Annotated in this window: 27 protein-coding genes; 10 read left to right on the plus strand and 17 right to left on the minus strand. The window is 62.7% G+C overall.

The genetic code is table 11. From position 1 onward, the window contains the following. Nucleotides 1-138 precede the first annotated feature (138 nt). Nucleotides 139-1062 carry an SAM-dependent methyltransferase gene (locus Q8O29_RS02395; RefSeq protein ID WP_305560460.1) on the minus strand — a complete coding sequence of 308 codons (924 nt, stop codon included), beginning with the start codon at nt 1060-1062 and terminating at the stop codon, nt 139-141. Nucleotides 1063-1356: 294 nt separating this feature from the next. Between Q8O29_RS02395 and Q8O29_RS02400 the strand changes: the two genes are divergently transcribed. Further along, entirely contained in the window at nt 1357-2448 is a 1092-nt protein-coding gene (locus Q8O29_RS02400; protein WP_305560461.1) for a DUF2855 family protein, read from the plus strand. Nucleotides 2449-2560: 112 nt separating this feature from the next. Then, nucleotides 2561-3625, plus strand: coding sequence for a serine/threonine protein kinase (locus Q8O29_RS02405; protein WP_305560462.1), 1065 nt, complete (start codon nt 2561-2563; stop codon nt 3623-3625). Nucleotide 3626: 1 nt separating this feature from the next. Here Q8O29_RS02405 and Q8O29_RS02410 read toward each other — a convergent pair whose 3' ends face one another. Genes Q8O29_RS02410 through Q8O29_RS02445 form a run of 8 tightly spaced genes read right to left on the minus strand, consistent with a single transcriptional unit; the run spans nt 3627 to nt 10591 of the window. Beyond that, nucleotides 3627-4922, minus strand: coding sequence for an acyl-CoA dehydrogenase family protein (locus tag Q8O29_RS02410; protein WP_305560463.1), 1296 nt, complete (start codon nt 4920-4922; stop codon nt 3627-3629). A 56-nt stretch (nt 4923-4978) separates the two neighbouring features. Next, nucleotides 4979-6463, minus strand: coding sequence for a 4-hydroxy-3-polyprenylbenzoate decarboxylase (ubiD, locus tag Q8O29_RS02415; RefSeq protein ID WP_305560464.1), 1485 nt, complete (start codon nt 6461-6463; stop codon nt 4979-4981). Nucleotides 6464-6466: 3 nt separating this feature from the next. Further along, entirely contained in the window at nt 6467-7054 is a 588-nt protein-coding gene (locus Q8O29_RS02420) for a UbiX family flavin prenyltransferase (protein ID WP_305560465.1), read from the minus strand. Nucleotides 7055-7066: 12 nt separating this feature from the next. Beyond that, a complete protein-coding gene (locus tag Q8O29_RS02425; RefSeq protein WP_305560466.1) occupies nt 7067-7468 on the minus strand; it encodes a putative zinc-binding protein in 402 nt (133 codons plus the stop codon). Then, a complete protein-coding gene (locus Q8O29_RS02430; RefSeq protein WP_305560467.1) occupies nt 7461-8009 on the minus strand; it encodes an SCP2 domain-containing protein in 549 nt (182 codons plus the stop codon). The genes Q8O29_RS02425 and Q8O29_RS02430 overlap by 8 nt, the downstream gene beginning before the upstream one ends. Then, nucleotides 7999-8616, minus strand: coding sequence for a hemolysin III family protein (locus Q8O29_RS02435; protein ID WP_305560468.1), 618 nt, complete (start codon nt 8614-8616; stop codon nt 7999-8001). The genes Q8O29_RS02430 and Q8O29_RS02435 overlap by 11 nt, the downstream gene beginning before the upstream one ends. Nucleotides 8617-8621: 5 nt before the next feature. Next, on the minus strand, nt 8622-9524 hold the full coding sequence (locus tag Q8O29_RS02440; protein ID WP_305560469.1) for a U32 family peptidase: 903 nt from the start codon (nt 9522-9524) through the stop codon (nt 8622-8624). Between the two features lie 14 nt (nt 9525-9538). Further along, complete coding sequence (locus Q8O29_RS02445) at nt 9539-10591, minus strand: peptidase U32 family protein (protein WP_305560470.1); 1053 nt, start codon at nt 10589-10591, stop codon at nt 9539-9541. A 272-nt stretch (nt 10592-10863) separates the two neighbouring features. Here Q8O29_RS02445 and Q8O29_RS02450 point away from each other — a divergent pair, with 272 nt between their 5' ends. The 6 genes from Q8O29_RS02450 (at nt 10864) to Q8O29_RS02475 (ending at nt 14783) form a co-directional block, all read left to right on the plus strand. Beyond that, nucleotides 10864-11151 (plus strand): DUF2249 domain-containing protein, encoded by a 288-nt coding sequence (locus tag Q8O29_RS02450; protein WP_305560471.1) that lies wholly within the window; start codon nt 10864-10866, stop codon nt 11149-11151. Between the two features lie 7 nt (nt 11152-11158). Beyond that, the gene (locus Q8O29_RS02455; protein WP_305560472.1) at nt 11159-11410 is read left to right on the plus strand and encodes a DUF2249 domain-containing protein; all 252 of its coding nucleotides are present in this window, start codon (nt 11159-11161) and stop codon (nt 11408-11410) included. Nucleotides 11411-11427: 17 nt separating this feature from the next. Beyond that, a complete protein-coding gene (locus tag Q8O29_RS02460; protein WP_305560473.1) occupies nt 11428-11904 on the plus strand; it encodes an Rrf2 family transcriptional regulator in 477 nt (158 codons plus the stop codon). A gap of 187 nt (nt 11905-12091) precedes the next feature. After that, complete coding sequence (locus tag Q8O29_RS02465; RefSeq protein WP_305560474.1) at nt 12092-12427, plus strand: metal-sulfur cluster assembly factor; 336 nt, start codon at nt 12092-12094, stop codon at nt 12425-12427. Next, a complete protein-coding gene (locus tag Q8O29_RS02470) occupies nt 12424-13590 on the plus strand; it encodes a hypothetical protein (RefSeq protein WP_305560475.1) in 1167 nt (388 codons plus the stop codon). The genes Q8O29_RS02465 and Q8O29_RS02470 overlap by 4 nt, the downstream gene beginning before the upstream one ends. Continuing rightward, nucleotides 13533-14783 (plus strand): NnrS family protein, encoded by a 1251-nt coding sequence (locus Q8O29_RS02475; RefSeq protein WP_305560476.1) that lies wholly within the window; start codon nt 13533-13535, stop codon nt 14781-14783. Before Q8O29_RS02470 ends, Q8O29_RS02475 begins: the two co-directional genes overlap by 58 nt. A 32-nt stretch (nt 14784-14815) precedes the next feature. Here Q8O29_RS02475 and Q8O29_RS02480 read toward each other — a convergent pair whose 3' ends face one another. Next, entirely contained in the window at nt 14816-15688 is an 873-nt protein-coding gene (locus Q8O29_RS02480) for a fumarylacetoacetate hydrolase family protein (RefSeq protein ID WP_305560477.1), read from the minus strand. Nucleotides 15689-15849: 161 nt separating this feature from the next. On the opposite strand from Q8O29_RS02480, the gene Q8O29_RS02485 reads away from it, so the two are divergent. Together Q8O29_RS02485 and Q8O29_RS02490 are read left to right on the plus strand one after the other, a co-directional pair. Continuing rightward, nucleotides 15850-16818 (plus strand): tripartite tricarboxylate transporter substrate binding protein, encoded by a 969-nt coding sequence (locus Q8O29_RS02485; protein ID WP_305560478.1) that lies wholly within the window; start codon nt 15850-15852, stop codon nt 16816-16818. Nucleotides 16819-16898: 80 nt separating this feature from the next. Further along, nucleotides 16899-17606: a substrate-binding domain-containing protein gene (locus tag Q8O29_RS02490; protein WP_305560479.1), complete on the plus strand. Its 708-nt coding sequence runs from the start codon at nt 16899-16901 to the stop codon at nt 17604-17606. A gap of 30 nt (nt 17607-17636) precedes the next feature. Here the strand turns inward: Q8O29_RS02490 and Q8O29_RS02495 are convergent, their stop codons facing one another. From Q8O29_RS02495 to Q8O29_RS02525, 7 genes are all read right to left on the minus strand, one after another. Beyond that, nucleotides 17637-18887 carry a HipA domain-containing protein gene (locus Q8O29_RS02495; RefSeq protein WP_305560480.1) on the minus strand — a complete coding sequence of 417 codons (1251 nt, stop codon included), beginning with the start codon at nt 18885-18887 and terminating at the stop codon, nt 17637-17639. Then, nucleotides 18884-19153, minus strand: coding sequence for a helix-turn-helix domain-containing protein (locus Q8O29_RS02500; protein ID WP_305560481.1), 270 nt, complete (start codon nt 19151-19153; stop codon nt 18884-18886). Before Q8O29_RS02500 ends, Q8O29_RS02495 begins: the two co-directional genes overlap by 4 nt. A 279-nt stretch (nt 19154-19432) precedes the next feature. Further along, nucleotides 19433-21313: a molecular chaperone HtpG gene (htpG, locus tag Q8O29_RS02505; protein ID WP_305560482.1), complete on the minus strand. Its 1881-nt coding sequence runs from the start codon at nt 21311-21313 to the stop codon at nt 19433-19435. Nucleotides 21314-21403: 90 nt separating this feature from the next. Continuing rightward, nucleotides 21404-21916, minus strand: coding sequence for a hypothetical protein (locus Q8O29_RS02510; protein ID WP_305560483.1), 513 nt, complete (start codon nt 21914-21916; stop codon nt 21404-21406). A 121-nt stretch (nt 21917-22037) separates the two neighbouring features. After that, nucleotides 22038-23351, minus strand: coding sequence for an alpha/beta hydrolase (locus Q8O29_RS02515; protein WP_305560484.1), 1314 nt, complete (start codon nt 23349-23351; stop codon nt 22038-22040). A gap of 128 nt (nt 23352-23479) precedes the next feature. After that, nucleotides 23480-24331, minus strand: coding sequence for a pseudouridine synthase (locus Q8O29_RS02520; protein WP_305560485.1), 852 nt, complete (start codon nt 24329-24331; stop codon nt 23480-23482). Nucleotides 24332-24347: 16 nt separating this feature from the next. Further along, nucleotides 24348-25103, minus strand: a complete 756-nt coding sequence (locus Q8O29_RS02525; RefSeq protein ID WP_305560486.1) for a Crp/Fnr family transcriptional regulator — start codon at nt 25101-25103, stop codon at nt 24348-24350. Nucleotides 25104-25188 lie beyond the last annotated feature (85 nt).

A 25188-nucleotide genomic window follows, 5' to 3' on the forward strand; every position in this document is an offset into this window, starting at 1 on the left:
CAGCCTTGACGCGCTGGAGGAGCAGCTTGCACTGGGACTCAGAACTTTGGAGCAAAACCCTGAAACTGTGCGCACCATTGTCTCTTGGGATTGGATTGTGAGCTCCTTGATTACTTCATTTATGAAGTAGAAATGGAATTAAGACTCCGCCACATCAAAGCGCGTGACCAACACGCCCAAATTCAGCGCCGCCAACACCTCCCGCAAGCGCTGCTGCGCCTCGCGCGTCTTGGCAGCATTGGGCGCTGCAGGCCGGCTGGCAATGATGAGTTCGTTTTTCATCGAGTGCGCCCATCCGACCAGCTCGGTCACCGTCACCTGGTAGCCGTTGGCTTCGAGCTGCAGGCAGCGCAACACATTGGTGATCTGGCTGCCGAACTCGCGTGTGTGCAGCGGGTGCCGCCAGAGTTCGGCCAGCGGGCTTTTCGACAGGCTCAGCGCCTTGTTGCTGCGCAGCACACCGGCCACCTCGGCCTGGCAGCAGGGCACCAGCACCATGTGGCGCGCCTGCTTGGCCAGGCCAAAGGCGATTGCGTCGTCGGTCGCGGTGTCGCAGGCATGCAGCGCAGTGACGATGTCCACCTGCGCCGGCAACTCCGCCGAGGCTGTGGCCTGTTGCACGGACAGATTCAGGAATGCCATGTTGGCAAAGCCCAGTCGCTGCGCGAGTTCGCGCGATTTGTTTACCAGTTCGGCACGGGTTTCGATGCCGTAAATTGTTCCTGTCGGCTTTTTGCCCGCATGCGCCACGTTGAAAAACAGGTCGTACAGGATGAAGCCCAGGTAGGACTTGCCCGCGCCGTGGTCGGCCAGCGCGAACACCTTGCCGCCGGCGGAGACCTCTTCCAGCAGGGGCGCGATGAACTGGTACAGGTGGTAGACCTGCTTGAGCTTGCGCCGCGTGTCCTGGTTGAGCTTGCCTTCGCGCGTCAGAATGTGCAGTTCTTTGAGCAACTCCAGCGACTGCCCAGGGCGAATTTCCTCGATCACCTGTGCGGACTTGTCCTGGGGGGATGACGGGCGCGCAGGCCTAGCGTCGCGGGGAGTACCTTTTATTTGCATGAACCCGAAGTCTAGCGCCCGCGCCTGTCTAGGAGCCTGGGCGGCAGAAGGAACGTCGGCTGCAAAGCGGCCGCGACGGTCCGTTTTTCACCGTCTTTTTGTCCCATAGCTGGGCTATGGGCCTGCAAATCCGGCAAAAACTGTCCTCGCCGGGGCCGATTTTCGCTCTCGACGCCCCAAGCCCGACAGGCTCCTAGGCTTTTCACTTCGTGTAAGGCACCCTTTTTGAAAAAGCTGTCGCGAAGGCGGCCCGCCGGTGTTGAGCCGGTGGGCTTTTTCGCTTATGTTGCTGGCATGAGCACCACCACCCTCCTCGTTCGCAAAAACCAGCTCGCCGAAACCCGTCTGCACATTGCCGAGGCCACCGCGCTGGCCGACAGCCAGGTGCGCGTGTTTGTCGATTCTTTCGCGCTAACCTCCAACAACATCACCTACGCCGCCTTTGGCGACGCGATGAACTACTGGCAGTTTTTCCCGACCGGGGAGGAGGGTTGGGCCAGCATCCCGGTCTGGGGCTTTGGCACGGTGGCGCAGTCGCTGCACCCCGGTGTGGCCATCGGTGAAAAGATTTACGGCTACTTCCCGATGGCGTCCGAAGCCGTGCTGAGCCCGGCGCGGCTGGACAGCAGCGGTTTTTACGACGGCGCGCCGCACCGGCGCGAACTCCACGCGGTGTACAACCAGTACCTGCGCTGCAACACCGACCCGTTCTACACCGCCTCGACCGAAGCGATTCAGGCCTTGCTGCGGCCGCTGTTCATCACCTCCTTCCTGATCGATGACTTCCTGGCCGACAACGATTTTTTCGGCGCGGCCGGTGGCGCCATGCTGCTGTCCAGCGCATCGAGCAAAACCGCCTACGGCACGGCCTTCCAGCTCGCGCAGCGTCCCGGCATCGAAGTCATCGGCCTGACATCGCCCGGCAATGTGGCCTTCTGCGAAAGCCTGGGTTGTTACAACCGCGTGCTGACCTATGACCAGCTTGAGACCATCTCCTTTGAGCGCGCCTGCATCTACATCGACTTTGCCGGTAACGCCAGACTGCGTCACGCCATCCACAGCCGCTTTGTGAATCTGAAGTACAGCTGCGCCATCGGCGGAACCCACGTCACCGAGCTCGGCGGCGCCAAGGACCTGCCTGGCCCGCGCGCCACGCTGTTTTTTGCGCCGGCGCAGATCAAGAAGCGCAGCGCCGACTGGGGCAAGGAGGTTTTGGGCCTGCGTTTGGTGCAGGCCTGGCAGGCCTTCAGCACCCGCGTCAGCCAGGGTCCGGCGCCTTGGCTGCTGGTGCAGCAGCACAAGGGCGAGCCCGCCGTGGCTGCTGCCTACCAGCAGGTGCTGGGCGGTAAGGGCGACCCGCGAACCGGGCATATCCTGGCGTTCTGACAGCAGTCGCAATCGCTATGATTTTTATAGCTGCTTGCGCTCGCCAGATATGGGCTAGAGGCCTTTTTTCCTTAAAAACAAGGCCTGGGACGGGAACAACGACAATGGGGACATGATTGACGAGCCTCTGACCGACCTGCCCCCGACCGCCATGCCGCCCCAGGCGCTGCACGCCTACGAAAAGCTCACGCCCGACGTGGTGCTCGACGCGCTGGCCAGCGTGGGCCTGCTGGGCGACGGCCGCCTGATGGCGCTGTCGAGTTACGAAAACCGGGTCTACCAGGTGCATCTCGAAACCCCGGCGGGCGCGGGCGCTGCCGCGGGTGACATCGTGGTGGTCAAGTTCTATCGGCCCGGGCGCTGGAGCGACCTGCAGATTGTCGAAGAGCATGAGTTTGCGGCTGAACTGATGGCGGCGGAAATCCCGGTGGTCGGCGCACTGGTCATAGCCGGCTGCACCCTGCACCACTTCGAGGGCTTCAGTTTCAGCGTGTCACCGCGTCGCGGCGGCCGCCGGCCCGAGCTGGAGGATTTCAGCGTGCTCGAATGGATAGGCCGCTTCCTGGCGCGCATCCACACCGTCGGCAGCGCCCGGCCCTTCAAACACCGGCCCGCACTGGACATACAAACCTTCGGCCACGCCAGCCGCGACCTGTTGCTGAGCGGCAACTATCTGCCGCTGGACATGGCGTCGCGCTGGCTCAAAGCTTTCGAGCAAGCCATGGATGTCGCGCAAGCGGTGTTCGAAAGTGTCGGCGACATCCGCAGCCTGCGACTGCACGGCGACTGCCACCCGGGCAACATCCTGTGGACACCGGAAGGCCTGGAAGGTGCGGGACCGCACTTCGTTGATCTCGACGACGCGCGCAGCGGCCCGGCGGTGCAGGATTTGTGGATGCTGCTGTCTGGCGAACGCGCGCAGTGCCTGCAACAACTGGGCGCGCTGGTCGACGGTTACGAAGAGTTCCGCGAATTCCCCAGGGGCGAGCTGGCCCTGATCGAGCCGCTGCGCACCCTGCGCCTGGTGCACTACAGCGCCTGGCTGGCCCAGCGCTGGCACGACCCGATTTTTCCGATCAACTTTCCGTGGTTCGGCTCCAGCGACTACTGGAAAGGCCAGGTTGACATGCTTGAAGAACAGACCGAAGCGATGCAGGAAGTGCCGCTGGTGGCGTGATTCACCGGATGCGCGGGGAAGCCTGCAATTGCTCGGGTGTAGTGAAGTAAGCCGCCGTCTCGCCTGCACGTGCCCGCGTCTGCGCCAGTTCATGCCGCGCCACGGTGCGCAGGTGCACTTCGTCGGGTCCGTCCATCAGGTGCAGGGCCCGGCCCCAGGTCCAGAAATAAGCCAGCGGGGTATCGGGTGACAGCCCCATGGCACCGAAGGCCTGCATGGCACGGTCCACCACTCGGGTCTGCAGCCGTGCCGCCACTACTTTGATGGCGGCGACCCGCGCGCGCAGTTGCGCCGCATCGTCTTTGCCTTCGTCCAGCGCCCAGGCTGCGTGAAGAATCAGCAGGCGCGCCTGATCGATTTCGATGCGGGACTCGGCAATCCATTCCTGCACATTCGAAAAATCCGAGAGATATTTGCCGAAGGCCTGGCGCTCCAGCGTGCGCTCGCTGGCCAGCTCCAGTGCCAGCTCGCACTGCCCGATGCTGCGCATGCAATGGTGCACCCTTCCCGGCCCAAGGCGCGCCTGTGCCATGGCAAAGCCCTCGCCCCACCCACCCAGCAGATGGTCGGCTGGGACGCGTACATCACGCAGCAGGATTTCGCAATGCCCTTCAGGCGCATGGTGGTGCACCACAGAAATATTGCGCAGCACCTGCACGCCCGGCGTGTCCATGGGCAGCAGCACCATGCTATGGCGATGGTGAGCACTTGCAGGGTCGCCTTCGGTTCCGCCCTCGTCATTGCGGCACATCACCACCAGCAGCCGGCAGTTCGGATGCGCAGCACCGGTGATAAACCACTTGCGGCCATTGATCACCAGTTGCCCGCCTTCTCGCCGCGCGGTGGTCTGCAGATTGGTCGGGTCGGAAGAGGCCACATCGGGTTCGGACATCGCAAAGGCAGACCGGATACGGCCTTCGAGCAAAGGTGTCAACCACTGGTCGCGTTGCGCCGAGCTGGCAAAGCGATGCAGCAATTCCATGTTGCCGGTGTCGGGTGCGCTGCAGTTGAACACTTCTGCAGCCCAAGGCAGACGGCCCATGGTTTCCGCCAGCGGTGCGTAGTCAAGATGGCCCAGACGGGTGCCGGGTTCGTCCTCTCGCAGGCTGGGCAAAAACAGGTTCCAAAGACCCTCCTCCCGTGCCAGGGTCTTGAGGTCTTCCAGAAAGGGCGGCGGATAAATCCCTTCCTGCACCGAGCGGTGCCACGCCGCGTTGTAGGGCAGCAGGTACTGCTGCATGAAGGCTTCGAGTTGCCGGCGCAGCGCCAGCGCTTGGGGGGAGTGATTGAAGTCCATGAGGCATTGTGCGATTGGGGCAAGCCGCTGTCACAACACACGCGACACCGCACCCTTCACAGTCCGAGTGACTGAAAGATGCCGTCCATGCGCGCCTGGACCGCGGCATCCATGGTGATGGGACGGCCCCACTCCCGCTGCGTTTCTCCGGGCCATTTGTTCGTTGCGTCCAGCCCCATCTTGCTGCCCAGGCCGCTCACCGGCGAAGCAAAATCGAGGTAGTCGATGGGCGTGTTTTCTATCAGCATGGTGTCGCGTGCCGGGTCCATGCGGGTAGTGATGGCCCAGACCACCTCACGCCAGTCGCGTACGTCCACGTCGTCGTCCACCACCACCACAAACTTGGTGTACAGGAACTGGCGCAGGTGGCTCCATACGCCCATCATCACGCGCCGTGCATGACCGGGGTAGGCCTTTTTGATGCGCACCAGCGCCATGCGGTAGCTGCAGCCTTCGGGCGGCAGGTAGAAATCGGTGATCTCCGGAAACTGCCTTTGCAGCAGGGGAATGAACAGCTCGTTCAGGGCCATGCCAAGGACGGCGGGCTCGTCCGGGGGTTTGCCGGTGTAGGTGGAGTGGTAGATCGGGTCGCGCCGCAAGCTAATGCGGTCCACCGTGAACACCGGGAACGAGGCCTGTTCGTTGTAGTATCCGGTGTGATCGCCAAACGGTCCTTCAAGCGCGTGCTGGTAGCCGGTGGGATGAGTGGCATCCGGATAGATATGCCCCTCCAGCACGATCTCGGCAGTGGCGGGCACGCTCAAACCGCTGCCCAAGGCGCGCACAAGGTCGGTACGTGCGCCCCGCAAAAGGCCTGCGAACTGGTATTCAGAGAGGCTGTCGGGCACCGGTGTTACCGCCCCGAGGATGGTGGCCGGGTCGGCCCCCAGGGCCACCGCCACGGGGTAAGGCTGGCCCGGGTGCGCGGCGCCATGATCGCGAAAATCAAGCGCGCCGCCACGGTGAGCCAGCCAGCGCATGATGAGCTGGTTGCGAGAGAGCACTTGCTGACGGTAAATGCCCAGGTTTTGTCGCGGTTTGTGTGGTCCCTGTGTGATGACCAGGCCCCAGGTGACCAGGGGCGCGACGTCGCCGGGCCAGCAATGCTGCACCGGCAGGCGCGCGAGGTCGACATCGGCACCTTCCCACACCACCTCCTGGCAGGGTGCCGAGCGCAGCTCGCGCGGCGCCATGTGCCACAAGGTTTTGAGCAAACCGCCCAGCCCGAGCATGTCTTTCAAGCCCTTGGGCGCTTCGGGCTCCTTGAGGGCGGCGAGCACTTCGCCAAAAGAGCGCAAAGCGCGCAGATCGGCCACACCCATGGCGCGGGCCACACGCGCCGGCGTACCGAACAGGTTGGCCAGCACCGGCATGCTGTGTCCGGTAGGGTGTTCAAACAACAGGGCCGGTCCACCCGCACGCAGCACCCGGTCGCACAGTGCCGTCATTTCCAGGTGCGGTGACACGGGCTCGCCTACTCGGCGCAGGTCGCCCGTCTGCTCTAGCTGAGCCATGAAATCGCGCAAGTCACGGTAACCCATGGATCAGCCACTGGCAGCGGCCAGAACCCCTTCCCATCGCGGCGCCAACTGATGTGGCAGTTCCAACAAGTCGAGCACACGCGCCACGCTGCCGTCCACCAGTTCGGCCACCGACTGCGGGCGCAGATAGAAAGCCGGCAAGGGCGGGCAGATGATGCCGCCCATTTCGGTCACGCTGACCATGTTGCGCAGATGACCGAGGTGCAGCGGAGATTCACGCACCATCAGCACCAGCCGCCGGCGCTCCTTCAACATCACGTCGGCGGCCCGAGTAAGGAGGTTGTCCGCCAGCCCGTGGGCAACTGCGGCCAGCGTTCGCATGGAGCAAGGCGCCACGACCATGGCGCTGCATGAAAAAGAGCCGCTGGCGATAGACGCGCCCACATCGCGCACGTCGTGTACCTGGCCGGCCAGGGCTTCGAGCGCGGCTCGGCTCATGCCCTGCTCCTGATCCAGATTACGCCAGCCCGCGTCGGACACCACCAGATGGGTCTCGACGCCCGTCATTCCATGGAGTGCTTGCAGCAGGCGCGTCCCGTACACCGCGCCGCTGGCGCCGGAGATTCCCACAATGATTCGCCGGAGGGTCATGCGCTCATCGGGCTAGCCCTTGGCATCGATGTCAGAAGCGCGCAGGGGTACAGCCAGCAGGTCTGCCATCACGCGCTCCAGTACCACCGTCGCCTGCGTGGGGTCAAAGTCTTCATGCGTTCGCTTTTTGACACCGTATTGCTGGAGCGGGTAATGCCGGTCAGCAGTGATGCCATGTCGCGTGAGCACGCTTTTGACACAGGCCAGTGGACACCCGTCCAGGGCGATGACGGAGCGGCCAGAGCGCGCGATTTTCACCAAATGGGGCACGTCGCCACCCACGCCCGCAATGCATGACATCTCAGCAACGCCGCGCCGGTCTAGCTGCAGCGCTACATGGTTGGCCAATTGGGCGGCACTGGAGCAACCCGAGCACGCGTACACCAAGGGGAGGCGGCCACCGTTGTCAGTCATGTCTTTCTCCTGCGTTCTCTCGCGGCCCGACGCCTGCCATGCGTTTGCGTGGGCCAAGACGAGCCAGCAACTGACGTGGCGACCACTGCTGCGGCTCGAACGCAGGCAACTCCAGGGCATCAAGCGCGTTCTTGACGACCAGGCCCAGTTCGGTGTCACCTTCCATGGTCAGGCGGCGGCTGAAAAAAAGCGTGTCCGGATCTTCCTGCCTTTGGGCAAGACGCATGAAATCATGCGCATTGGCGCTGATGGCGAGATCTGGAGCCTCGTGCTGGGGGCTGGCGGCGAAGCGTTGCCCGGTCCATGAAAAGTCAAAGGTCAAACGCGCGTCGCGCACATGAATGCGCAGCTTTTTGTGCAGCAGCAAGTCGCACACGTCGGCCGGTAGCTGACGAGCCAGGCTCAGGTTAAGCGCGCTCGCCAGAAGCATAGCGCCGGGGTAGGCCGGCAGGCGGTGCAGCAGCGACCCGAGGGCCGACGGCAATGCAAAGGAGGGAAATTGCGACAAGGGCTTCATGGCGATCAGACAATCAGGCCACATAGAGCAGCATGGTGATGAAGTGGCAAATGCTGCCTCCGAGCACGCACAGGTGCCACCAGCCGTGCCCGTGACGCAGCTTGTGGTCGGTGACGTAGAAACCTATGCCCAGCGTGTAGCAGGCACCGCCTGCGGCCAGCCAGGCAAAGCCCGCAGGCGTCAGGGCGGCCCACAAGGGCGCCACGGCCACCAGCGCCAGCCAGCCCATCAATACATAAATAACCAGAGACAGAACACGCGCACCTTTGGCCAGCCAGATTTCCTGAACGATGCCCAGCAAGGCCAGGCTCCAGACCACGCCCAGCAAGGACCAGCCCCAGGCACCGCGCAACGACACCAGCGCGAAAGGCGTGTAGCTGCCTGCGATCAGCAGGTAGATCGAGCAATGGTCAAACTTGCGGAGCACTTTTTTGGCGCGGCCGCGTAGGCTGTGATAAAGCGTGGAAAAGACGTACAACGCCACCAGCATGGCGCCGTAAATACTGAAGCCCACAATTTTCCAGGGATCGCCGACCAAACCGGCTGGCACGATCAGCGCGGCCGATCCGGCCACGGCCAGCCCGGCGCCGGCGAGATGGCTGATGCTGTTGAAGCGTTCGCCGTGGTACATCGTCGTCAGACCACCACTGCAGGTGTTAGCTGCTCCATCCCAGGGCGGCCGTACCAATAGCCGTTGCAACCCTGCTCCGGCATCAGGGGTTGCATGCGCGCCAGCGCTTCCTGCGGTGTCAATCGTCCGTGCCGCGCCGCGTCGAACACGGCAATCACTTCTTTCATGTGCCCGGCCTGCGGGCTGAGGCGAACCACATCCACACCGATATCGCGCATGTCATCCAGCACGTCCACCAGGTTGTAGACCCGCGCCGACTGGGTTTGTGTGCCATTGAGCACCAGAAACTCCTCGCGTTCCCTGGTCCTGAGCATCAACCCGTCAAGATGATCCAGGCAGCTGAAGCGGCAGTCGTCTTTCGGCAAATTACGTTGCCGTGCAGTAAAACAACGCGCCGAAAAAGCCAGTGGCATGCGACCATAGGCAAACACCTCCGTCGCCAGGCCAGCCGGGCGGCCTTGCTGCAACAGCGAAAGATCATCCCGCTTCATCTCCAATGGCATGACCCAGCGGCTCGCGCCCAGCGAGGCCATCCACTGCAAGGAACCGAGGTTGTAGATATTGAGATGCGGGCCGGCCACAAATGGCAGCGTCCCGGCCAGGCCCCGGACTGCGCCCATGTCGTTGGCCTCAACCAGAAAATCACCATTGGCGGTGATCTTTTGCATGGCGCTGACGTCGCTGCCAGACTCCAGCAGCACCTGGCTCGATAACACCACCTCCTTGCCAGCAGCGCGCAAATTTTTTGCGATGTCCAGCCAGTCGCTCAGGCGAATCTCACGGCGCCTTGAACACACGGTTTCCCCGAGGTAAACCACATCTACCGGCGTCGCAGCGACGTCATCGTAGAAGCTGAAAATGGCATCCCGTCGCCAATAGTAGAGAAGCGGGCCGAGAGAGATTTTCATGGCGCAGCGTTTCATCATTTCCAGGGCCGGTGGTAGGCCCCCAGTGTGTGCTGCTGTCCTTCGGCCACCTGGTCAAGGCTGGCCATCCAGCTGGTTTTTGGTGCATAGCGATGCGGGTTGGCCGCACAATGGTCAATCGCCTCGCGCCAGACGCGGGTGACCTGGGCGACATAGGCCAGACTGCGCTGACGGCCCTCGATTTTGATGGCCCGCACGCCCATTTTCATGAGTTGGGGCAAGAGTTCGAGGGTGTTGAGGCTGGCCGGCTCTTCGATGGCGTAATAGCTTTTGTCATCACCCACATCAAAGCGCCCCTTGCACAACGTCGGGTAGCCTGCGTTCTCAGCAACGGTGTAACGGTCGATCAACACCCCACCCAGCCGCGACTCCAGGCCCTGCGGCGTTTCCTGCCAACGAACGGACTTGGCAGGCGAGCACACGCCATGCGTGTTGGGCGACTCGCCCGTTACATAGGAAGACAGCGCGCAGCGCCCCTCCACCATCACACACAGGCTGCCAAAACCGAAAACCTCGATCTCCACCGGTGTTTTGTCAATGACCTGCCGCACCTGGTCAAGCGACAGCACGCGGGGCAACACCGCGCGAACGATGCCGAACTGCTCGCGGTAGAAGTTGATCGCCTCGTAATTGGTTGCAGAGCCTTGCACCGACAGGTGCAGGCGCAACGCCGGATAACGCGAAGCGGCGTATTGCATGAGCCCAGGATCGGCCAGGATCACGGCGTCCACCCCCAGATTCGCGGCCTGGTCCAGCGCTGCGCGCCAGAGGCCTGGATTGGCGGCCTGCGGGTAGGTATTGAGGGCAAGGAATACCTTGCAACCGCGTTCATGGGCATACCGGATGCCGTCGGCAATGGCAGGCTCCCCGAAATTAAGGCCTGCAAAGTTGCGCGCGTTGGTTGCATCGCGCAGGCCCAGGTAAACGCAGTTAGCGCCGTTGTCGACCGCAGCTTTCAACGCAGGGAGGCTACCCGCCGGGCACACCAGGTCTGGCTGGATGGGGGAAGCCTGACGGAGTTCGGCGGAAGAAGGAGGGGAGTAAGTCATACGGCTGGACATCAGACGGGACCCGGATGGGAACCATCGCAACGCACGACCTTACGCCGATACCTGCCAACGTCTTTGATCTTCGTCAAGGAGTGAGTTCGAGCAACCCCTTGAACGGTATTCGGGCCCGATGATCGGTCGACCGCAAGCCGCATGAAAACAACGGCGAAGTGTGGCGTTGACCTGAATCAATAGGGGAATTATCATTCGGGAATTAATAGGTGTATTATTTATACATCTTATAAATTTTTCTATATTCAAGTGGAGTACCCATGATTCATTCCCCAAGCTCTGCGCAACTCGATATTCGTACGATTACACCTGAAGAGCGGCATCGCTTGATCTTTTCCACCTTCAGCCAGCTCACCACCGGCCAGGCCATGGAACTGACTAACGACCACGATCCACAACCGCTGCATCGCAGGTTCCAGGCAGAACTAGCGGGCAAGTTCAGTTGGACTTACCTGGAACAAGGGCCTGCTGCCTGGCGAGTGGCCATCACCCGTCTGGCGTCCGCTCACGGCGACGGTCAATGCTGCGGCTCCTGCGGCGGCGCCTAAATTCATCATGAGCGAAATGCAGAGCCTTCACAACGTCCACCCCTTCGACGCCCGTGGTGTTGCCAAGCGCTTCCGCCACGCGGCCATCTTCGGCGCCATGGAAAGTCTGCATGCAGGAGAAACCATGCGCTTCGTCAACGACCATGATCCGTTGCCGCTGTTGAACCAGTTGCAGCAGGCCTTCGGCGAAAAGCTGGGCATCAACTACATCCGGCGCGAACCTGGCGAAATCGTGATCGACTTCCAGGTTCGCGGCTGAGGTCTTATATTCGCCTCATGAAACTCACCACCTTCACCGACTACAGCCTGCGCGTCCTGATTTACCTTGCCGCTCAGCCAGAAAAGCGGGCGACGATTTCCGACATCGCCCGGTCTTTCGATGTGTCCGAAAACCACCTGACCAAAGTGGTACACCTCCTCGGAAAGAACGAATGGCTGGCCAACGTGCGAGGCAAGGGAGGCGGGCTCGAACTGGCCATGCCACCAGAGCTCGTCGGCGTTGGTACGGTGGTACGCGAAACTGAAGGGGCCGCCGTGGTGGCCGAATGTTTTTCCGAAGAAAGCAGTCACTGCGCCATAGCGCGCGTCTGCGGCCTGCGTGGCGTGCTGGGTGAAGCTGTTGAGGCCTTCTATACCGTCCTGGACCGTTATACGCTTGCCGACCTGGTTCGAAACCGGCAGGCACTCGCCAAAGTGCTGTTTATAGACCGGACGGTCACTGCATCGGCGGCCAGTGCCCTGTCCCGCAAATAAGGGGACGACATGAAATTGTTCATTTAGCTGTCAGGCAGTGCGCGAGCAGGAGGGGGCAGAGCCGCAGCTATGGCAACGACGAGCAATGCAGCATGGCGGCTGAGGGGGCGAATTTATATCGCCTCTATGGGCGGAACAAGGCTCTAAAGCCTCTCAACCATCGCATCCGTACAAAAGCGAAGCCGCCATGGAAACCAGACCACTATTTACCTACGAAGGCCCGGAAGCGCTGCGCCAGCCCCTGCTGGACGCGTTGACCCGCGTGGTTGATCCCGAGGTTGCCATGAGCATTGTCGATGTCGGACTGATCTACAGCGTCACCGTGGCCGAAGGGAAACTGCATGTGTGGCTGACGATGACATCGGCAGCCTGTCCGGTCGCCGACCTCATCATTGACGAAGTCGAAACCGAGCTGGACCGCGTGGCACCACCAGAACTTCTGATCGAAGTTGAGCTGGTATGGGAGCCGCCCTGGTCTGCGGAGCTGATGAGCGAAAGCGCCAAGCGCTTCATGCAGTGGTGACAGCCTTTCCCCGCCGCAGCCACTTGCAAAACCAGCCAGCACCGCGCTGGGTCACCTTGGCAACGCGGTCACTGTTGCTCACCCTGGTCGCACTGTCGCTGCTGGCGGGCATCACGGGCGGCCTGCTGCGCGCAGGGGTGACCTCGCCGGTCTTGGCAGATCTGGCATGGCCCGGACATGCGGCACTGTCCCACGCCGCGCTGATGATCTGCGGTTTCCTCGGAACTGTTATCGGCATCGAACGGGCGGTAGCCGTCAAGTTGCGCACCGCCTTTCTTGCGCCGCTGGCCTCAGGCGCAGGGGGCGCGCTCCTGCTGCTGGGCCAGGTCGATCTGGGCGCGTGGCTGGGTGTGGGGGCCGCCGCCATCTTTACTGCCGTCAATATCGTGATCGTTCGGCGCCAGAGCGCAGCCCACACCTGGCTGCTGCTGGTCGCCGCAGGCGCGTGGCTGGCTGGCAACCTGCTGTTCGCCACGGGCCAGGGCAGCGGTGCGACGCTACCCTGGTGGTTCGCTTTTCTGGTGATGACCATTGCCGCCGAGCGTCTGGAAATGACGCGGCTGATGCGCCGACGCCCCGCTGCAGAGCTGTCGCTGCTGGCCGTGCTGGCAACGCTGCTCGCAGGCGCCGCCTGGTCGGCGCTGGCGCCGGTGGCTGGCGGACTGCTGTACGGCGCTGCGCTGGTTCTGCTGGCGCTTTGGCTTGCGGCCTATGACATTGCCCGTCACACCGTTCGGGCGCACGGGCTCAGCCGTTACATGGCTGTTTGTCTGCTCGGCGGCTACGCGTGGCTGGCAGTGGCGGGCGCTGCGTGGGCCGCCACCTCCCTGGGCCTGCCCCTGCGCGACGCCGCGCTGCACGCGCTGGGTCTGGACTTCATCGTCAGCATGATGATGGGCCATGCACCGGTGATCCTGCCGGCCATTGCGCGCGTCAAGCTACAGTTTGGCAGCTTCTTTTACTTGCCCCTTGCCCTGCTACACGTCTCCCTCTTCCTGCGACTGGTTGGTGGTATTTCGGGCGGTCCTTTGCGCAGTGCCGGAGCCAGTCTGAACGCTGTCGCCATTGCCCTGTTCGCCGTCACCATCGCCGGAGCTGCCATCGCATGGCGCATCAACCATGGCCGCCCTGGCGCCTTGCTCAACCGAAAGACCGACCGGTGACCTTCTTCGCCCACTCCCCGGAACCTTCCCGGCCACCGCCGCCAGATCCCAACGACGCACTTTGGGAACTTGGTTTTCGTCCGTTTTACCTGCTGGCAAGTGCCTTCTCTGCTTTGTCCATCGGCCTGTGGGCGCTGCAGTTTGCCGGATGGCTGGGCCGCCCCTATCTGCAGGGACCCCTGTGGCATGCGCACGAAATGCTGTTCGGTTTCGCACTGGCGGTGGTTGTTGGCTTTCTGCTGACAGCCGGTCGCAACTGGTCGAACCGGCCCACACTCAGCGGCTGGCCACTGGCTGCGCTGGCGGCGCTGTGGCTGGCAGGTCGGGTTCTGGTGTTGACGCCTTTCGGTTATGCCGCAGCCATCGTCAATGTGGCTTTTCCGTTCGCCGCTGCGATTGCGCTGGCCATTCCTTTCATTGCTGCACGCAATCGCCGCAACTACTTTTTTATCGCCCTTCTGTTGCTGATGTCGGCAGCCGTGCTGGGCATCCACCTGGCGCAACTGGGCGTGGTGCAGCTTCCGGGCTGGGCAGGCGTCGCGCTGGCCCTCGATGTCATGCTGTTTATCATGGCCGTGATGGGCGGACGTGTAATCCCCATGTTCACCAACAACGGCGTCCCAGGAGCCCAGGCAACGCGCCACCCCCTGCTGGAAAAAGTAGCCCTGGGAAGCGTGTTGCTGTTGTTGCTGGCCGACGTTGTGCAACTGGCTGGCTTGTGGCTGGCCGCTTTGGCTGGCATCTGCGCAGTCGCCCACCTCGCCCGCTGGAGCTTGTGGCGACCATGGAAAACAGGGCGCACGCCATTGGTCTGGGTGTTGCAGGTGGCCTACTTCTGGATCCCGGTGCATCTGGTGCTGCGCGCGTTGGCAGCAGCAGGATGGGTGGCCCCTTCATTGGCCACCCACGCGCTGACCGTAGGCGCCATCGGCGGCCTCATCATCGGCATGATGACGCGCACCGCACGCGGCCATACGGGTCGGCCATTGCAGGCCGACAGCAGCGATGTGTCCTGTTATGTCCTCATCCTGCTCGCCGCGATAGTCCGCGTGTTCGTGCCGCTCGTCGCCCCCGTCTGGATCATCCAGGCCACGCTGGGATCGGCGGCACTATGGTCTGCCGGCTTCGCCCTCTATACCGTGCGCTACTGGTCTGTCTTGACAAAGCCGCGTATCGACGGACCGGCTGGCTGAGGCTGAACCCCGCTCTTTGCACGGGGGCTCGGCTACCTAACCGGGTTTTCCAGCGTCCCGATACCGTCGATCTCGACCCGCACCACGTCACCGGACTTCAGGTACTTGGGCGGCTTGAAGCCGATGCCGACACCGACCGGCGTGCCGGTGGCAATGATGTCGCCGGGGTAGAGCGTGATGCCGGCCGACAAGGTCTCGATCAGCTTGGGGATGTCGAAGATCAGGTCGGTGGTGGAAGCGTTCTGGCGCTCCTCGCCGTTGACATAACAACGCACGCTGGTTTTGGTGCCGTCGCATTCGTCGGCGCTGACCAGCCAGGGGCCCATGGGGCAAAAGGTGTCGAAGGACTTGCCCAGCAACCATTGCTTGTGGCGGCTCTGCCAGTCGCGCGCAGTGACATCGTTGATGATGGTGTAGCCCCAGACATGGGCCATCGCGTCCTTCGCTGCAATACCCTTGCCGCCACGGCCGATGATGACCGTCAATTCGGCTTCGTAGTCGATGGCGTCCGATGCTGCGGGCATCTCGATGGCCGCGCCGGGACCGACCACCGACTCGGGCACCTTGGTGAAATAAATCGGGTCCGCCGGAATGTCTTCACCGGCTTGGGCGCTGCTGTCGAAGCCGCTGCCGGCGAACTCGCGCGCATGCGCAAAATAATTCTTGCCGACGCAGAAAATATTGCGGCGCGGTTTGGGAATGGGCGCAATCAGTTGCACCTCAGCGAGCGCGACGGCCGCCAGCAGGGCCGGCAGGGCCTCACCGCGCGCCAGCATCTCGATCACCGGCAAGGCGCCGAGTTCACGCTGCGCTGCCGGCAGGTCGAAAGGCTGGACGGACTGGAGATCGGCGGACACCAGGCCCACACCGGGCTGGCCCGTGTGGCGGAAGGCAGCAATTTTCATGAAGGACTTTCTTGTCTCATGGGCCAGCGGTGCGCGCAGGCCCTTGGGGTGGACTAGGGATTGCGATGATCCCAAAAAATTCAAGCGGATGTTAGCATGCAAATCATGAGCAAGCCCACGTTCTTGCCTCGCGCCAGCCCCTCAAAACAAGGAGACAAAAAATGAAACGCAGATCCGTCCTGCTCGCCAGTTTGTTGCTGTCCAGCGCCACCCTGGTGGCCGCGCAAAGCGCCTGGCCGACCCGCGCCATCACCATGATCGTGCCCTTCCCGCCCGGCGGCCTGGCCGACCTGGTCGCACGCCCGGTGGCCGAAGCCATGTCGCGCGAGCTGGGCCAGCCCGTGATCATTGAAAACAAGGCCGGGGCCGGCGGCGGCATCGGCATGGGCCTGACCGCCAAGGCCAAGCCCGATGGCTACACCATGGTGCTGGCGCTGTCCTCGCTGACCGTGATTCCCGAGGCCGATGCCGTGCTGGGGCGCGCCCCCATGTTTGCGCTGAACGACCTGCGTCCGATCGCGCGTTTCACCGCTGACCCCACCGTGCTGGCAGTGCGTGCCGATTCGCCATGGAAAACCGTCAAGGATTTTGTCGAAGACGCGAAGAAGCGCCCCGGCGCCATTAACTACGGCTCCTCGGGCAACTACGGCACCATGCATGTGCCCATGGAAATCCTGTCGCAAAACGCCGGCATCAAGATGACGCATGTGCCCTTCACTGGCGCCGGTCCGGCCGTGGTGGCGCTGCTGGGCGGCCAGATTGATGCGGTGTCTTCCGGCCCTGCCACCGTGCTGCAGCATGTCAAGGCCGGCAAGATCCGGGTGCTGGGCCACTGGGGCAACTCCCCGCTCGGCGCCTTGCCCGATGTGCCCAGCCTGAAGGACGCCGGCTACAACGCCGAGTACGCCCAGTGGTCGGGGCTGTTCATTCCGCGCGACACACCCGAGCCGGTGGCCCAGCGCCTGCGCGCCGCCGCCAAGGCGGCGGCACAGGACGCCAAGGTCAAGGAAGTCATCCTCAACGCCGGCAGCCCGGTGCTGTACCAGGACTCGCCTGATTTTGAAAAATACGTGCAGGCCGATTCACGGCGCATGGTGGAAGTTGTCAAACGCATCGGCAAGGTCGAGTAAGGTGTCGGGGCGGGGCGCGCATACGCGCTCCTCGCCGAAAAATTTCCGTGCTGCCCGATGAAGGCCGATAGAAAGACACCATGACCACACTGCACCTGCTCAGCGGCGGCGCCGCCAAAGGACTTGTCACCACGTTGGGGGATCGCTTTCTTGCGCAGAGCGGCATGGCCATAGCAGGCCGCTTCGACGCCGTCGGCAAAATGAAGGATCAGTTGCTGGCTGGCGCGCCCTGCGACGTCGTCATCCTGACCAGCGCGCTGATCACGCAACTCACTGAAAGCTGCGATGTGGCATCGGGCAGCGCACGTCCACTGGGTCTCGTCAAAACCAGCATCGCCGTGAAAGACGGCGCCGGCGTGCCGCCGCTGGCCACGGTGGCCCAGCTCAGGCAGGCCCTGCTGGCGGCCGGCGCCATTTATTTCCCCGACCCGGTCAAGGCTACGGCCGGCATCCACTTTATGAAGGTCATGCGCCTGCTGGGGGTTGATACCGAGATGGCGGGGCGGCTGCACCCGCACCCCAACGGCGCGGCGGCGATGCACGCGCTGGCGCAATCGAGCGAGCCCAATGCCATCGGCTGCACGCAGGCCACGGAGATCATTTTTGCGCAGGGTGTGCAACTGGCAGCCAGCCTGCCGACGGAATTTGAGCTGGCCACGGTGTACACCGCCGCAGTCAGCAGCCGCGCCCAGCAGCCGCGTGCTGCCGCCGCGCTGATCGAGCTGCTCACCAGCAAAGAAACCGCCGGGCTTCGCAGCGCTGGCGGCTTCGAGCCGCTTCCGGAGTAGGTAGCAGCTAAAAAGTTGGACAGCCGCGCCTCAGCCGCCCGTCATCGACAGCGCATGGGCACAATGCGCTTCAAAAACCTGAGTCATCCGCTCCAGCAAGGCTCGTTCCGGCACAGTGGGCGCAGTTTCCTTAACGATGCGTTGATGCGTCTTCTTCCAGGCGGGCAGCAGTGCTTGCGCCATCTTAAGGAAGCCTTTCATGGTTTCAGGCAGGCGAAACCCGCAGTCCCCGCACAGCGCCTCCCACGAATAAGCGCCGACCGCGTCGAAGTTGTCCTCATCGCCGATATACAGCGCCAAACCAGTGTCGCCATAGGCACGCACGCACAGCAGGTCGTAAAACGGCGCGAGGCGAAAACCTTTGTCGTCAACCAGCACCGACAGGTTTTTGGCATGGGCATCGGCATTGCCAATCAGGTAGTTGAACATCACCCATTGCTGCAACTGCAGCAAGTCGATGCCGCGCACCGGCAGACTGCGCAGAGCCGCGACCAGCTTGGGCACGCTGACCAGCCCCCCCTGGCGCTCATATTTCCAACCGGAGCCGTGGCCCAGCAACTGGCAGCCGTCAAACTGGTGCAGGCCCACGACAGTGCCGGCCACATTACGGCGGTCGTAACGCTCGACGATGTACACCGGTTCAGGGACGCGCAGAAACCATACGTCCGGCACCGGCAGCTTCAACGCCTTCCCCAGCTTCATGCACGCGTATTCATTGAGCGCACTGGGCTGGTAGCGCACCTGGCGCGTATCTGGCTTGAGGATGTGGGTCGTGGGCGATGTGCCCACGCTTTCAGACAGCTGGTTTGTGCGTTTGTCAAAACGCAGCCCCATCTTTTCCTGTGCGCCCGCCAGCGACATGGTGCTCTGCTCGTTGGACACCAGCAGCGGTGTCTGGCTGCGGATACGTTCGCTCAAGGTCTTATAAGGAAGCGCGCGGTACTGCTGCTGCCAGTTGGGCTGCGCACCTTCGGGCAGCAGTGACAAAACGCCCGGAAGCTCCTTGCCCAGTTGGCCCAGCAGTTCAAACGGGGAAGGGTCACGCAGAGCCAGTGCGGCGATGACATCGTCCAGCGCCGTGCCCTCAGGCAACAGGTTTTCAAAAAAACTGCGGATCAGCGGCCCGGTGAAGCGGGTGCCAACCAGCGCGAATTGAGACGCCAGCACGTAGCCCCCGGGCTGCTCCAGCCACTGCGCGTCATATTCAAAAAAATACTCACCGGCCTCATGTCCAAACCAGCCCAGAGGCCTGACGCCGGCCCAGACGCGCAAGCGGATCATGAGAAAGTCTCTTTTTCGGCTTGATCATGGCCTTTCGTCTCGACCACGGTTTGCCAGTCCGACAGGGTCATCGTCAAGCCCAGTCCCTCTGTCAGCTGCAATAGTTTTATCAGCGAACATCGGCCCGGATCGCTCTCGGCATCACGAATGAAGGACTCACTCACGTTGCAGACGGCGGCGGCCTGCTCTCGGGATAGGCCCTGGAGCTTGCGCTCGCCCATCAGCGCTTGAGCCAACTCTGGCAGACTCTCAACCTTAAGTTGCATTATTTGACCTCATGAGATCACTTTACGACAAATTCTGCGATTCGTCATGTTTTTTTGACCTCATAAGAACAGCATCTGCTTGCCAAGGAGATTCTGTTAGCTCACAGAAGCCGTTAGCAGGAAGAAACAGCTCCCAAGAGAACAAAATATCTCTTGACGCGCACAATATGGCCAAATTTGTTCTTATAAGATCACTTATGAGTTAAATCTTTTAGCTCTTCGAGGCACATTCCACGGGCAAGCGTGGAGCGTGCTTCATGTTTAGGCAAAGAACCGCTTTCAGAGCAGCAGCGCGTTGACCCGCTTCACATAAGCCGCCGGATCATCCGGCAGCCCACCCTCGGCCAGCAGCGCCTGGTCAAACAGAATGTGGGCCAGGTCATCAAAATGCGCACTGCCTTCTAGCTTTCTGACCAGCGGGTGCTGAGCATTGATTTCCAGAATCGGCTTGACCTCGGGCGCGGATTGGCCAGCCTGCTTGAGCATACGCGCCAGCTGGGTGGACATGTCGCCGTCCTGCACCACCAGACAAGCCGGTGAATCGACCAGACGCGTGGTGGCGCGAACGTCGGTGGCCTTGTCCTTGAGTACGTCCTTGAGCCGGTCCAGCATGGGTTTGAACTGGGTCTGCGCCTCTTCCGCGGCTTTCTTTTCATCCTCGTCCTGGAGCTTGCCGAGATCGACCGCGCCTTTGGCCACCGATTGCAGCGGCGTGCCGTCAAACTCGTGCAGGTAGTTCAGCGCCCACTCATCGACCCGGTCGGTCATGAGTAAAACTTCAATCCCCTTCTTGCGGAAGATTTCCAGTTGCGGGCTGTTTTTGCCGGCGGCCTGGGTGTCGGCCGTGATGTAATAAATCGCGTCCTGGCCTTCCTTCATGCGTGCCTTGTAGTCGGCAAAACCCACGCTGGTGCTGTCGGTGGTTGAACTCGCAAAACGCAGCAGCATGCCAAGGCGCTCGCGGTTGGCAAAGTCTTCACCCAGGCCCTCCTTGAGAACAGCGCCGAACTCGGCGTAAAAGCTGGCGAACTTTTCCGGCTCGTTGGCGGCCAGGTCCTCGATCATGGACAAGATACGTTTGGTGCAGCCTTCACGGATGGCCTTGACGGCGCGGCTTTCCTGCAGCAGCTCCCGCGAGACGTTGAGCGGCAGGTCCGACGAATCGACCACACCTTTGACAAAACGCAGGTAAGTCGGCAGCAGCGCCTGCGCGTCGTCCATGATGAAGACGCGCTTGACGTAGAGCTTGACGCCGGCGGCCTTGTCGCGGTTGAACAAGTCCATCGGCGCCTTGGCGGGGATGAAGAGCAGTTGTGTGTATTCGGTCGATCCTTCGACACGGTTGTGCGTGCTGGCCAGCGGCGCCTGGCTGTCATAGCTGATCTGCTTGTAGAACTCGTCGTACTGCTCGGGCGTGATGTCCTTCTTGGCGCGTGTCCACAGGGCCGCCGCCTGGTTGACGGTTTCCCACTCGTCGGTCATAGCCATCTCGCCTGGCTGGTCGTTCTCGCCCTCTTTCCAGGCTTCCTTCTTCATCAGGATGGGCAGCGAGATGTGGTCGGAGTACTTGCTGATGATGCTTTTGAGCTTCCAGGTGTTGAGGTACTCGCTGGCGTCGTCCTTCAAATGCAGGATGACGCTGGTGCCGCGCTCGGCGCGCTCCATCGTCTCGACTTCGAAGTCGCCAGTGCCAGCGCTGCTCCAGCGCACGCCTTCGGCAAGCGGCAGTCCCGCGCGGCGGCTTTCCACCGTGATCTTGTCAGCAACGATGAAGCCCGAATAAAAACCGACACCGAACTGGCCGATCAGTTGCGCATCGTTTTTCTGGTCGCCTGAGAGTTTGGACATGAAGTCACGCGTGCCGCTTTTGGCAATCGTGCCCAGATGCTCGACGGCGTCCTGCTGCGACAGGCCGATGCCGTTATCGGTGATCGTGATGGTTTTAGCCGCCTTGTCGAAACTGACACGCACGTCCAGGTTGGGCGCTTCTTCGTACAGGGCCGCGTTGTTGAGGCCCTCAAAGCGCAGCTTGTCACAGGCGTCAGAGGCGTTGGAGACCAGTTCGCGCAGGAAGATGTCGGGGTTGGAGTACAGCGAGTGGGTGACCAGCTTCAATAGCTGGGCGACTTCCGCCTGAAAGGAAAGGGTTTGCTTGCTCATGGTGATTGTTCTTGAAATAAAGAAAGGAAAAAACGGCCGCTTCAGGAACTGAGGGCGTGGGCGGCTATTTCAAGCACCGATTATCGCGGGTCAGCCGGCCTGGCCCCGACTCCGTACCGCCATGAAAAAACCCGCCCAGGCAGCCCTCGGCGGGTTTTTGCGTTGCGCTGCCGGGCAGCGCAGGCGCTCAAGCGATTCAAGCGCGGCCAGGGGCAGAACTGAAGGTGTTGTGCATGCGTGCTTGCACAGCCTCGGCACGCACATCAGCGCGCCTACGCTCGCTGGCCGCTGGTGTGGCAGCCAGGACGTTTCCACCATCGACCTGCAGCTGGCAGTGACGGGGCCGACACGTGTGGCCAGCGCGCCAGCACGCACGGGCCTGGCGCAACACCTCGACGCCGGCGCGCTAGGAGCCTGGCTGAGCAGGCCGACCGCAACCACGGCCGGCCGAATCGGCCGAAACAGCACCGCACCCAGCAGCGCCACAGCCAGCAAGGCAATCAGAACCTGAGGGTGAAGCAGCAGCCCGCCATCTGCAGACGGAAGCACCTGCAGCACAAACAGGGCGATCACGGCGGCGGCGAAAAGAATGGCTCGGGCCACAGGTTCAGAAAAAGTTGTCCATGGCTTTGCGGAATATTGGAGTGGAGACGGTATCTTGACCGCGCTGAATTAGCTCCGGATTAGGTTGATGCGGCACACGAAACAACCTTGCACCCAGCACTCAGGCCAGCCAGCGCAACAACTGGACGCACACCTGCGGGCTGTGCATCAGGGCTATGTGGCCGGTTTCCAGCGCGATCCATTGCCGGCCGGGATCGAAGGTGAGGCTGCGTGCCGGCTCGGCATGTTGACCCAGCGCACTGAACAGCGGCACCAGGCCGTCGCCCAGCCATTCACCCCGCAGCGCGCTGGCGCCTGCCGCTGGGGAAGCCGCGCCCAGCGTGGCCGCCACCGCAAAACAGGCCACCCCGACTGGCAGGGGCAAGGGCGGGCGCCGGTCGGGCGCTGCGGTGAACCGGTTCGTATCCTGCGTATCACCGGGCAACACATGACCGTAACGCAGGTCGGTGATGCCTGCGCTGCGCACCTGGCCAATCGCCGCGAAAGGACGTGTGACCGGGTTGCCGCCGAGTGCGGTGTCCACCCAGTTGCCGAGCTTTTCCAGCGGCGCGCCGTGGTGCGGCGTGCCCAGAAACACCAGATTTTTGAGCCGCGCCGGCCATAGCAGGCCCGTGGACGCCGCGCTGTGGCAGGCCGCGCGCGCCACCAGCCCCCCCATGCTGTGGGTCAGCAAGCTCAGTTCCTCCACCTCCTGCGGCCAGGCCTGCAGCAATTGCTCCAGCAGCGCGGCGAACTGCCCCCCGTTGCCGCAGATGTGCAGGCCGGTGTTGTAGTGCAGGTAGACCGGGGTGTAGCCCAATGCCCGTGCAAGTTGCTCGCCGTGCTCGTGTGCGCCGGGGTGGCCGTCGGCGCGCCACTGCAGGTCGTTCATGCACAGGCCATGAACCAGCACCAAAACCTTGCCGGTCGCTCTCGGCAGGCGCTGCGCCAGCGGGGCCCGGTCCAGCGGCAAGGGCTGGCCGTCGTGGCGCAAGCTCATGGCGATGGCCAGCGGGTTGGCGGTGTCCCGCAATTGGTCTCCCAACACACCATTGATCGCCGACAGCATGGCTTCGCGCTGCGGCGACGAGGCCTGCGGTGCTACACGCGGCGCCACACGCGACAACACCGCATCCACCGTGCCACCGGCCAGCCGCGTCACGCCCCGGATGCTGCTGTAAACCAGACCGGTGATGCCCGTCGGCCTGACACCTGAAGCGCCGGCTGCGCGGTCCACAAACTTCTGACCGGCTGCGCCAAAAGGAGCGGCAACTGCCTTGTAGACATTGCCCTGCACTTTTTCAGCCAGCCCGGTGACGCCCAGCGTGCCGCGCGTGGCCAACTGCGCCAGGCCCTGAATATCGGACAGGTGCAAGTGTCGGCGCAAGTCAGCCAGGGCAGGGAGGCGGGGACGCGGCGGCGCAGAAGGGGACATACCGCCATTGTCGGGGCAGGCATGCAGAGCGTCCAGCCACGGTTTTGCAGAGCGTTTTATGCGTCAAATCGGGCTCCAGCCCATATGGGTCGGGCGCAAGCAGCTCCTGAAACAGGAGCAAACCTGGCTTAGAAACGCTCGTGCGGCGCCAGGTAGCGCCACTGCCCCACCGGCAGATGGCCCAGGTTGACCATGCCGATGCGCACACGTTTGAGCCCGGTCACAAACAACCCCACCTGCTCGCACATGCGGCGGATCTGGCGCTTTTTGCCTTCCTTGAGCACAAAGCGCAATTGCTCGGGGTTTTGCCACTCGACACGCGCTGGCCGCAGCGGCTCGCCGTCCAGGCTCAGGCCATGGCACAGCAGGGCCAGCTTTTCGGGCGGAAAAATCGCCTGCACATTGCTGCTCTCGGCGCCTTGTTCACTCCGATACGTCACCCGCACCAGGTATTCCTTTTCCACCTCGGAGTCCTCGCCGATCAGGTGGCGCGCCACGCGGCCGTCCTGCGTCAATACCAGCAGGCCAATCGAGTCGATGTCCAGCCGCCCGGCCGGCGCCAGCCCGCGCAGTTGCTCATGGCCCCAGCGCATGCGGCTGTTGCACTCGCGCCAGCGGTTTTGCGGCTGCACCAGCACCACCGCCGGCTCGTGGCCGTCTTCAGCCTGGCCGCTGACATAACCGACCGGCTTGTTGATCAGGATGGTGACCTGCTGGCGCTGCTGCTGCTCGGCCTCGCGCGCCACCTCGATGCGTGCGTTGAGCGCGACCGGCTGCCCCATCACGGCGGGCGCGCCGTTGACGCGAACCCAGCCGCGCGCAATCCAGTCGTCGGCCTCGCGGCGAGAACACAAGCCGAGTTCGGCCATGCGTTTGTTCAGGCGGACGGTGCTGCCGGTGGACGGAGGAACAGCCGGGTCGGCCGCGCGGATGCGCGTGGCGGCGGGTTGAGGACTTGGTTTGGGGGGCTGGTCTGGCATGAATTTACTATCTATTTTATAGCAGCTTACGCCCACCACTCATGGGCTGGAGGCCCATTTTATTTACAAAAACACTGGAGCGCAGCGCCGCCAGGTCCAGCACACGCAAGCCGCCGTATTCAATGCGTATGGTGCCCTGTGCCTGTAGGTTGGCCAAGGCCTCGTTGACGCGCTGGCGCGACAGCCCGACCAGGTAGGCCATTTCCTGCTGGGTGATACGCAGGATTTCACCGACGCCCGGATACAGCACCGGGTTAAACAGCGCCGCCAGACTGCGCGCCACGCGCAGATCGGGGTTGTTCATGCGATCAATCTCGCGCGCCGCGATGAACTGGCCCAGGCGTTCATTGAGCTGGTTCATCACAAAGCGGTTGAAGCCGATGGAGTGGTCCAGCAGCCAGTGGAAGGTGTCCACCGGCAGGCCGGCCACCACACTTTTACGCAGCGCCTGGATGTTGTAGCGGTAAGGCTCGCGCTTGAGTGCCGTGCCCTCGCCGAACCAGCCGCCGGGCGGCACGCCGGTAAAGGTCATGGTCAAGCCTTGCGCGTTGTCGGCGCTCATCTTGAGCAGGCCTTCGACGACGCCGAACCAGTAGGTCACCGGCTTGCCGACGCGGCAGACATAGTCACCGGGCAGCGCGTCACCGACGATCAGTTCTGCGACCGCCTGCGCGCGCTCAGTCGGCAGCAGCAAACCGAGCCAGGGGATGCCGGCCAGCTCGGCGGCATCGGGCGCGCGACCGCGTTTGTAGAGAGGGAGTTCGGTGTTCATGGGTCCAAGCAGGAAGAGAAACCGGATGCGGGAAAGTCCGGGGAGGGGTGTCCCCTAAATTGTCGTCCAAACGACAACTCAACGT

The organism is Polaromonas sp., assembly GCF_030689685.1.
Lineage (GTDB): Bacteria > Pseudomonadota > Gammaproteobacteria > Burkholderiales > Burkholderiaceae_C > Polaromonas.